Genomic DNA, 7752 nt, shown 5'->3' on the forward strand with positions numbered 1-7752 from the left:
ATTTCCTGACCACAAAATGTAGGGGTCTTCATGTGTGTAGCATGAAGTTAGGGACCTACACATTCTTCATCTCACTTTTTTTAAAAGTACTTTGAAGCACTTTATTTCTCTTTATTATCGCTAGTTTCTCCATATCCGTAACCATAGCCATATCGCTTACCATAACCATAGTATTTGCCATATTTACCATAACCGTAATAATAGCCGTACTTTCTTTTCTTCAAATCCAAACCATTTATTACTGTACATAGGTTAGGTAACTTATTTCCATCAATAAGTTCATTAATCAAAGTATACTCATTCTTACGGGTATAATCCGCACGACATACATAAACAGATAAATCAGCCACACGTCCTATTAATAAGGTATCAGTTACCATACCGACAGGAGCGGTATCGAGAATCACATAATCAAAATTCTTTTTGAGAGTCTCAATCGCTTTATCCAATCCATCACGTGCTAACAATTCTGTCGGGTTAGGAGGAACTGTTCCACCAGGAAGAATATAGAGATTCTTACTGACATCAGAGAGCTGTACCAAATCCATCAAATTCTTTTCCGGATTAGCCAAATATTGAGTTATACCTTGTTCTCTTTTTGATATATTGAATACCTTATTCAAACCTGGCTTGCGGATATCAAGACCAACTATTACTACCTTCTTCCCTAATAAAGAAAGACTGATAGCAAGATTACCAGAGATAAAAGATTTACCTTCACCACTGACTGTAGAAGTAACTAAAATCACCTTCTTGCCATTTCCAAGCATAAACTGAAGATTCGTTCGGACATTGCGGAAGGTTTCACTCATCAGGTTGTTTTGATTCTCAAATACAGCAATAGCTCCCTGCTTTTCATCTGTCAACGGGATATCACCGACAATAGGTGCACTAGTAAGTTTTTCTACATCTGCACGACCTTCAATCTTGAATTTGGTTAATTCAAGCAAATATATAACCCCTACCGGAATTCCGACTCCTAGTATCAAAGCGATCAAATAAGTAATTTTACTTCTAGGAGCCACAGGAGCATCATCTGCTATAGCTTCATCTATAATCTTCGCATTATTGGCTGTAGCAGCCAGAGTTATAGCATTTTCCTCACGTTTCTGAAGAAGCATCAAATAGAGTCCGGCCTTAATTTCCTGCTGACGCGCAATACTCACAAACTCACGCTCCTGCCCAGGTGCCTCACTAATGCGACGGGAATAACGGCTCGCTTCACGATCCAGATCTGCCTTTGTGATAAACAATCCACGCAACACCCTGTCTAAAGAAACTTGCACATTCTCTTTCATTGCACTAATGCTGGTATCCAGGTTTATAATGGTAGGATTATTCTCCGTTGACGTACGCAGCAAACGTTTTCTCTCAACAAGCACATCATTATAACGATTAATGGCAGCCGCAAGATTCAAATCCTGCAATCCGATATTACTGGGCAGAACCTCATAACCTTCATTCTGCATATATTTCTGAAGATCCTGCAGCAAATTAATCTGGGTTTGATTCTCTACACGCTTCTTTTCATATTCAGCACTACCAGTTAAAGCGATCTGAGCATCACTGGTCAAATCCGTAATACCTGCCCCACGTTTGAAACTTTCCAGATCCTTTTCCGTACTACCGAGTTCTTTTGAAATTATTCCAATACGTTCATTAATAAATTCTGCAGTTTTCTGTGCCACTTCATTCTTATCATTATTCGTATTGATATTATACATCTCCAATAATTTATTGATAAAATCCTTGCCTCGCTGTACATTTGAGTTTTTCAATGATATGACAGCTACAGAAGTAGTTTTGGAAGTGGGTTCGATAGTCATATCCTTAGAATACCATTTCGCTACCGTCAAAGGCTTATTAATTGTTGCTGTAATATTACGTGTAGTCTTTTCCAAATTTGTAGTTTCTTCCAATGTTCTTTTAGAAGATAATACCGAGTCCGGCGTCAGGAAAAAAGCCAATGTCCCTTTATCAGTAGAAAAAACCGCCGGCAATTTCTCAAAATGTTTCTGATATTCATCATCGTCAATCTTCACAGTCACATCCATACTTCCTTGTGGTTGTAATGCCATCTTCACTATCATCGGCTCCTCCAACAAATCAGCCTCCTGCGGAGTCAGACTCACTTGTACAGGTGAAGTCTTATACATGTTCCTGGAAGGGAACTCATCCTCATCTGCATAAGAAATATAGAGTCCCAAATCTTCAACCACCTCTTTGACGATAGTCTTTGAACGGAGAACTTCAATCTCGTTATCAATATTCTGCGAAGAAGAGATCATACCATCCAATCCCAGACTCTCCAACCCGGAAAGCATTCCGGCACTCCCCCCCTTCTTATCATCCTTTATTAAAACCGTAGCGGAAATATTATATACGGGAGTGGACGTATAAAGATAGACCCATGCCGCAATCAAACACGCTACAACCGCCCCCACAAACCAAGGCCAGTGGATCAAATATTTAAACAATAGTTCCTTAACGTCTATATTTTCTTCCTTAGATTCTTTTGCTTCGTTGAAATCTGTTTCTTTCATTGCAAATCATTATTTTAAAATATTTACTAATAGGCTGACGATGGATACCAAGATAGAGGTGGCAGAGAACCAAAGACTGGTACTGTTACCTACATCTGAATTTCGAGCCTTTGCTTTATTGGGAGTTACATAAACAATATCATTCTGTTGCAACCAATAGTAAGGTGAAAGAATGGTTTCGGCCTTGTTCAAATCCAAGGTTACAATTTGCTGTTTGCCGTTTGCGTCTTCACGAATCAACTTTACATTATCACGAAGACCATATACCGTCATATCACCAGCCATAGCCAATGCCTCCAACAAATTTACCTTCTCATTGGAAATAGTAAAAGTTCCGGGACGGGTAACCTCACCGATAACAGATATTTTATAATTTACCATACGCACCGTTACAATGGGAGTCTCCTTCATGTAAGGCTTCAATTTATCTATAATCAGCTGCTCTGCTTCCCTTTTCGTTAAGCCTCCTAACTTCAATTCTCCTAACACCGGAAAATTTATGTTTCCTTCATTATCTACCAAATAAGGCTGTAATACAGGTTGAGTAGTCACATAAGACGAAGTACTCACAGCTATTCCGGCATTGCTGGCAACCGTCAGATTAAAAGGTATCGCAAGTTCAGGATTAGTACACGATACCACAATAGTCAACAAATCCTTGGGCATGATCTTGGCATCATACAATTTTTCCTGTTGTTCTACCTCGTTCACAACTTCCACATTCTGGAAATAGGGAACCTTTTTATAAGACTGACAGCCAGCCAATAGGAATGGCAACAATAGTAGCCACAAATTTCTTTTGTTTAGTCTTCTCATCATAATTCTTAAATTCATAATTAAACGCCCTTTAATTCCTAAGTTTTATTTTTTTAATATGCTTCTTTTTCTCCATGTATAGCATTATACACCGTCTTATACATAATATATAAGTCCAATAAAAAAGTCCAATGCTCTATATACCAGATATCACGTTGCACACGTCCCTCCATCTGCCAGAGCTCTTTCGTCTCACCGCGAAAGCCCGTCACCTGAGCCCAGCCAGTTATTCCAGGTTTAACGAAGTGACGAACCATAAACTTGTTTATCAGATTAGAATATTCCTCCGTATGCTTCAACATGTGAGGACGGGGACCTACAATAGACATATCCCCTTTCAATACATTGATAAATTGAGGCAATTCGTCCACACTAGTCTTTCTCATTATCTCTCCGATACGTGTTTTACGAGGATCATTTTCCGTAGCCTGAAGAGTATCACATTGCGCATTAACCTTCATTGAACGAAACTTGTAACACCAGAATTCACGACCATCCTCACCACTGCGTTTTTGTTTGAAAAAAACAGGACCGGGAGAACTTAATTTTATTGCAATTCCGAAGAATATATAAACGAATGGAAAAACCGTAATAAGAAATAACCCTGAACAAACAACATCAAAAGCACGCTTGATAATACGGTTCTCCAGTGATTCCAATGGCTCACAACGAATGGAAAGTACAGGAACATTCCCCAATAATTCAAAATGCATCCTACGTTTCAAATAATTACGGACATTTGGAACACTAAAGAAACGGACCAAATGGTTTTCACAGTAATTAATGATAGGAACAATCTCCGCACTGCGCGCAGAAGGAAGGCTACAATAAAGCTGATTGATCTCTCCCGCATGTTTTTCTAAAAAAACACTTACTTCATTGGGTTGTCCCAAGTATGGAACATCCTGCGGATACCGGTCCGAAGGAAAATCCTCGAAATACCCCAGTACACGATAACCGGATGTAGGATCATCCGTCATCGCATGATAAAGTTCCTGCATATTCTCATGGCTCCCAACCAATACTACCTTGCGCACATTTCCTCCCTTTTTTCGATAAAGCTCCAGAAAGTGACGGGAAATTAAGCGGTAGCTAATAATGACAATTATCAGTGCAACATAAAACAGTCCGAAATATCGGGAATGAGAAAAATGAAAATGAAAAACAAGCAATGTGCAAACCGAAAAAAAGACAAAAGGAACCATGTTACGTAAGACACGGATCATGATCTGTTCAGGACGCACCACAGGACGATGAAGAATAACCCCTGAATGCATGTTACAAAGTAAATAGCACAGAGTGATAAGGGTCATTCCCTGAAAGATAGAGCCGCAATGGATACACCAGAAACGGGTACCCAGAAACAAATTAAATCCCCATAAAAGCAGGTTCAGCAAAATAAGGTCTCCCAAGAGAACCAAAGATTTTAGGACTTTGTTGAAACGTTGGACTTCCTGCATAAACTATATTTATAATTCTTATCTAGATAATTACCTATTTCTTCAGTAATGCGAGTACAAACTGCGGTACTTTCCAAGCCATCTTTTCCAACTTAGTCAAAGTAGGCCATAATCCGTGCGAGACATACACCCTAATATCCTCTTCCCACATCTTCTTACGTTTAGCACTATCGGTAGAAAGTCCACCCATACGCATACGCACGACGTATTCATTGAGGTATGTCACCGTGAGTCCACCGGTCAACAGATAACGTACCAATAAGTCACTATCAGCTGCAATTTTATAACTCTCGTTATAAAGCCCCAGTCTCATCATTACATCGCGTCGGATGTAGCAAGTGGGATGAAGAGGAAGCCATCCATGACGCACTTTCCAAAGACGATACCCTCCCCCAATCCAGTTGCGTACCACTTTATTCGTATTATCAGGATTCACAAAGAGACCGTCACCATACAAGAAATCGGCATGTGTCCGTTTCATTCGTTCTACAATGCGCCCAATTACCCCATTATCGTAGAAAAAATCATCCGAATGCAGCAATCCAATTATCTCTCCTGTAGCCACACGAATACCCTTATTGATAGCCTCATACATACCATGGTCAGGTTCCGATATAATAATCGAAATACGATCTGCATATTCTCGAATAATATCCAACGAACCATCCGTACTGGAGCCATCCACCACAATAAACTCTATGTCATTATAGTCCTGTGCTAAGACGCTCTCGATAGCACTCCGAATCGTTGCTGCACGATTGTAGCACGAAGTTATAATTGAAACTCTCATAAAAATCCGCTTTATCTATTTATTGAAACACATACTGCCTCTTTTACTCATATTTATGAATCCAATCCAAAGTAACCTTAGTACCCTCTACCCTAGATACTGGCAAATGAGGAGCTATTGATTTTATAGGCTCCAAATTATGAACATTGTCCGTTGTCATGTTATGCAGGCGGAAGCTAGTCATAGGGAAGGCAATCCCTATTTTTTTTAAGCAATCTCCCACATATCCCATCCATTGGAAGCAAAAATAAGGGATATGAGGAATTTTAATGCCTTCGATGTTTGCTATTTCATTAGCCCAATCTGTGATAGGATAAGCTTCGTAGTCTCCTAGATAATACACATTTCTGTGCACTTTTTCAGACTCCGCCTTCAAAATAGATTCTATTTGATAAATAGCATTGTCAACATATCCATACGTCTTTTTACAAGCTTTCTTGCCCATGTGAAAATACATACGATTCATCACAATGTGGAAGAATTTATCGTAAGGTTCTCCAAACCATGGTCCCCAGATTGATGTGGGTCTTATAATGCTCCATGTATAAGACGGATTTGCCTCCTTTATTCTTCTTTCTGTTTCAACTTTACTTTCTCCATAAAGTGTATGAGGTGCATAGTCTTCAAAATCTTTAGGCATGTATCCGGGTTCACACACATACATTGATGAAGCAAACACAGCTCTTTGGACTGTACCAGCTTCATCAATTGCCTTCAATAGGTTACTTACTCCAGTCATATTGGCATCGTAATCTTTCAAAGTCAAGCCTCTTAAATCTGTTCGAGCTGCCAGATGAATCACTATATCCGGTTTGTATTCCACTATTTTCTCCCTCAACTCTTCATACTCTCTAATATCCACGCGTTTCCAAAATCTATTGTGAGAATTGATTTTAGGCTCATTAATATCAAGAGTAAGAAGTTCGGCATCTGTTTTTTTTAACAGATGCTCTATCAGATTAGTACCAATAAATCCGCTTCCACCTGTAATTAGTATCTTTTTCATTAATGAGGTATATGATTAATTTTCTTAGACTTTTTACTCATTATAAAAGGTTTATATATTCTTCCTGATAGCGCTTTGACATTACTTCAGAGGTAAACTCTTTAGTGTAAATGTATTGAATGTTTTCTGAAGCCTTTAAACTATCAAATTCCAATATTCTTGTTATACCTTCAAGCAACTCTTTCTGATTGTGTTGATTGTAGAGAATACCTGTATCATCTCCCAACATATTCATTACTGCTCTATGCGATGGAATATCAGACAAAAGCATAGGAAGTCCAACACTCATACTTTCCAACAAGGTATTCGCCAATCCTTCTGTATTGGAAGCCGATATATAAAAATCAGATGCAATTATATAATCATAAACCCTGTTTGAAAAACCGGGCATTATGATATTTGCACTTTCGTGTTTTTTAAGCTCATCCCACATAGGTCCCTTACCAAGCATCACAAGCCCAATGTCTGTTCTGTCGAGTAAACGAAACGCATTGATGATAATATCAGGATTCTTTTCTTGTGAGAATCGACTAATAAAAATGAAATATTTCATCCCCTCTTTCAATCCAAATTCTTTTCGATATTTTGATTTTTCATCGTCATTATACTTCCAAACAGGCATAGAGGAACCATTAGGAATACATTTAAAATCCCAACCTTTATTAGTTAAATAATCTTCTCTAATATTGGGAGCACAACAAATCCCGTTTTTTATCCAACGAGTGAAAATATGATCAAGTAAAATAACAATCTTACCTTTAATTTTACCATATAATACAATCTGAAACTCATTTGGATAATTGTGAATAGTAAATACCTTAATAAATTTCTTTGGAAGAAATGCCATAAGATATAAAGATCGCGGACAATGAGCATGTAACACATTCGGTTCAATCTCATTAACAGTGTCTTTTAGCTTTAAATATAATGAAATTGGATTCAGAAATTTATTTTTCGAAAGTTGATATATACTTATAGGTAATTTTGAGAAATCATCCATTCTTGTCGTTTCTTTCTCTGGAACAAATGTAATAATAGAGACTTCAAATTTTAAGAAATAAATATTTTTAATGATTTTATACATTACATTGACTGGCCCTTCGTTGCATAGCGAGGAAACTACGTAGCAAATTCGTT

General features: G+C 38.1%; 6 protein-coding genes. All 6 read right to left on the reverse strand.

Going from position 1 to position 7752, the window contains the following annotated elements:
* Positions 1 to 101 precede the first annotated feature (101 nt).
* Positions 102 to 2543: a GumC family protein gene (locus tag ACT8YW_RS08315; RefSeq protein WP_444104617.1), complete on the reverse strand. Its 2442-nt coding sequence runs from the start codon at positions 2541 to 2543 to the stop codon at positions 102 to 104.
* A gap of 9 nt (positions 2544 to 2552) precedes the next feature.
* Positions 2553 to 3377 carry a polysaccharide biosynthesis/export family protein gene (locus ACT8YW_RS08320; RefSeq protein ID WP_049702721.1) on the reverse strand — a complete coding sequence of 275 codons (825 nt, stop codon included), beginning with the start codon at positions 3375 to 3377 and terminating at the stop codon, positions 2553 to 2555.
* Between the two features lie 35 nt (positions 3378 to 3412).
* A complete protein-coding gene (locus tag ACT8YW_RS08325) occupies positions 3413 to 4819 on the reverse strand; it encodes an undecaprenyl-phosphate glucose phosphotransferase (protein ID WP_444104618.1) in 1407 nt (468 codons plus the stop codon).
* A gap of 34 nt (positions 4820 to 4853) precedes the next feature.
* Entirely contained in the window at positions 4854 to 5609 is a 756-nt protein-coding gene (locus ACT8YW_RS08330; RefSeq protein ID WP_394901243.1) for a glycosyltransferase family 2 protein, read from the reverse strand.
* 43 nt (positions 5610 to 5652) lie between these two features.
* Positions 5653 to 6615, reverse strand: a complete 963-nt coding sequence (locus tag ACT8YW_RS08335) for an NAD-dependent epimerase/dehydratase family protein (protein ID WP_394901244.1) — start codon at positions 6613 to 6615, stop codon at positions 5653 to 5655.
* A gap of 40 nt (positions 6616 to 6655) precedes the next feature.
* Positions 6656 to 7752, reverse strand: a 1097-nt coding sequence (locus ACT8YW_RS08340; RefSeq protein WP_444104619.1) for a glycosyltransferase family 4 protein, incomplete at its 5' end; no start/stop codon positions are given.

This window comes from Bacteroides sp. (assembly GCF_052357945.1).
GTDB lineage: Bacteria > Bacteroidota > Bacteroidia > Bacteroidales > Bacteroidaceae > Bacteroides.

What these genes read in the sequence shown, in the direction of transcription:
- ACT8YW_RS08315 (WP_444104617.1), bottom strand. Translation starts at nt 2,543, where the DNA reads ATGAAAGAAACAGATTTCAACGAAGCAAAAGAATCTAAGGAAGAAAAT.
- ACT8YW_RS08320 (WP_049702721.1), bottom strand. Translation starts at nt 3,377, where the DNA reads ATGAATTTAAGAATTATGATGAGAAGACTAAACAAAAGAAATTTGTGG.
- ACT8YW_RS08335 (WP_394901244.1), bottom strand. Translation starts at nt 6,615, where the DNA reads ATGAAAAAGATACTAATTACAGGTGGAAGCGGATTTATTGGTACTAAT.
- ACT8YW_RS08325 (WP_444104618.1), bottom strand. Translation starts at nt 4,819, where the DNA reads ATGCAGGAAGTCCAACGTTTCAACAAAGTCCTAAAATCTTTGGTTCTC.
- ACT8YW_RS08330 (WP_394901243.1), bottom strand. Translation starts at nt 5,609, where the DNA reads ATGAGAGTTTCAATTATAACTTCGTGCTACAATCGTGCAGCAACGATT.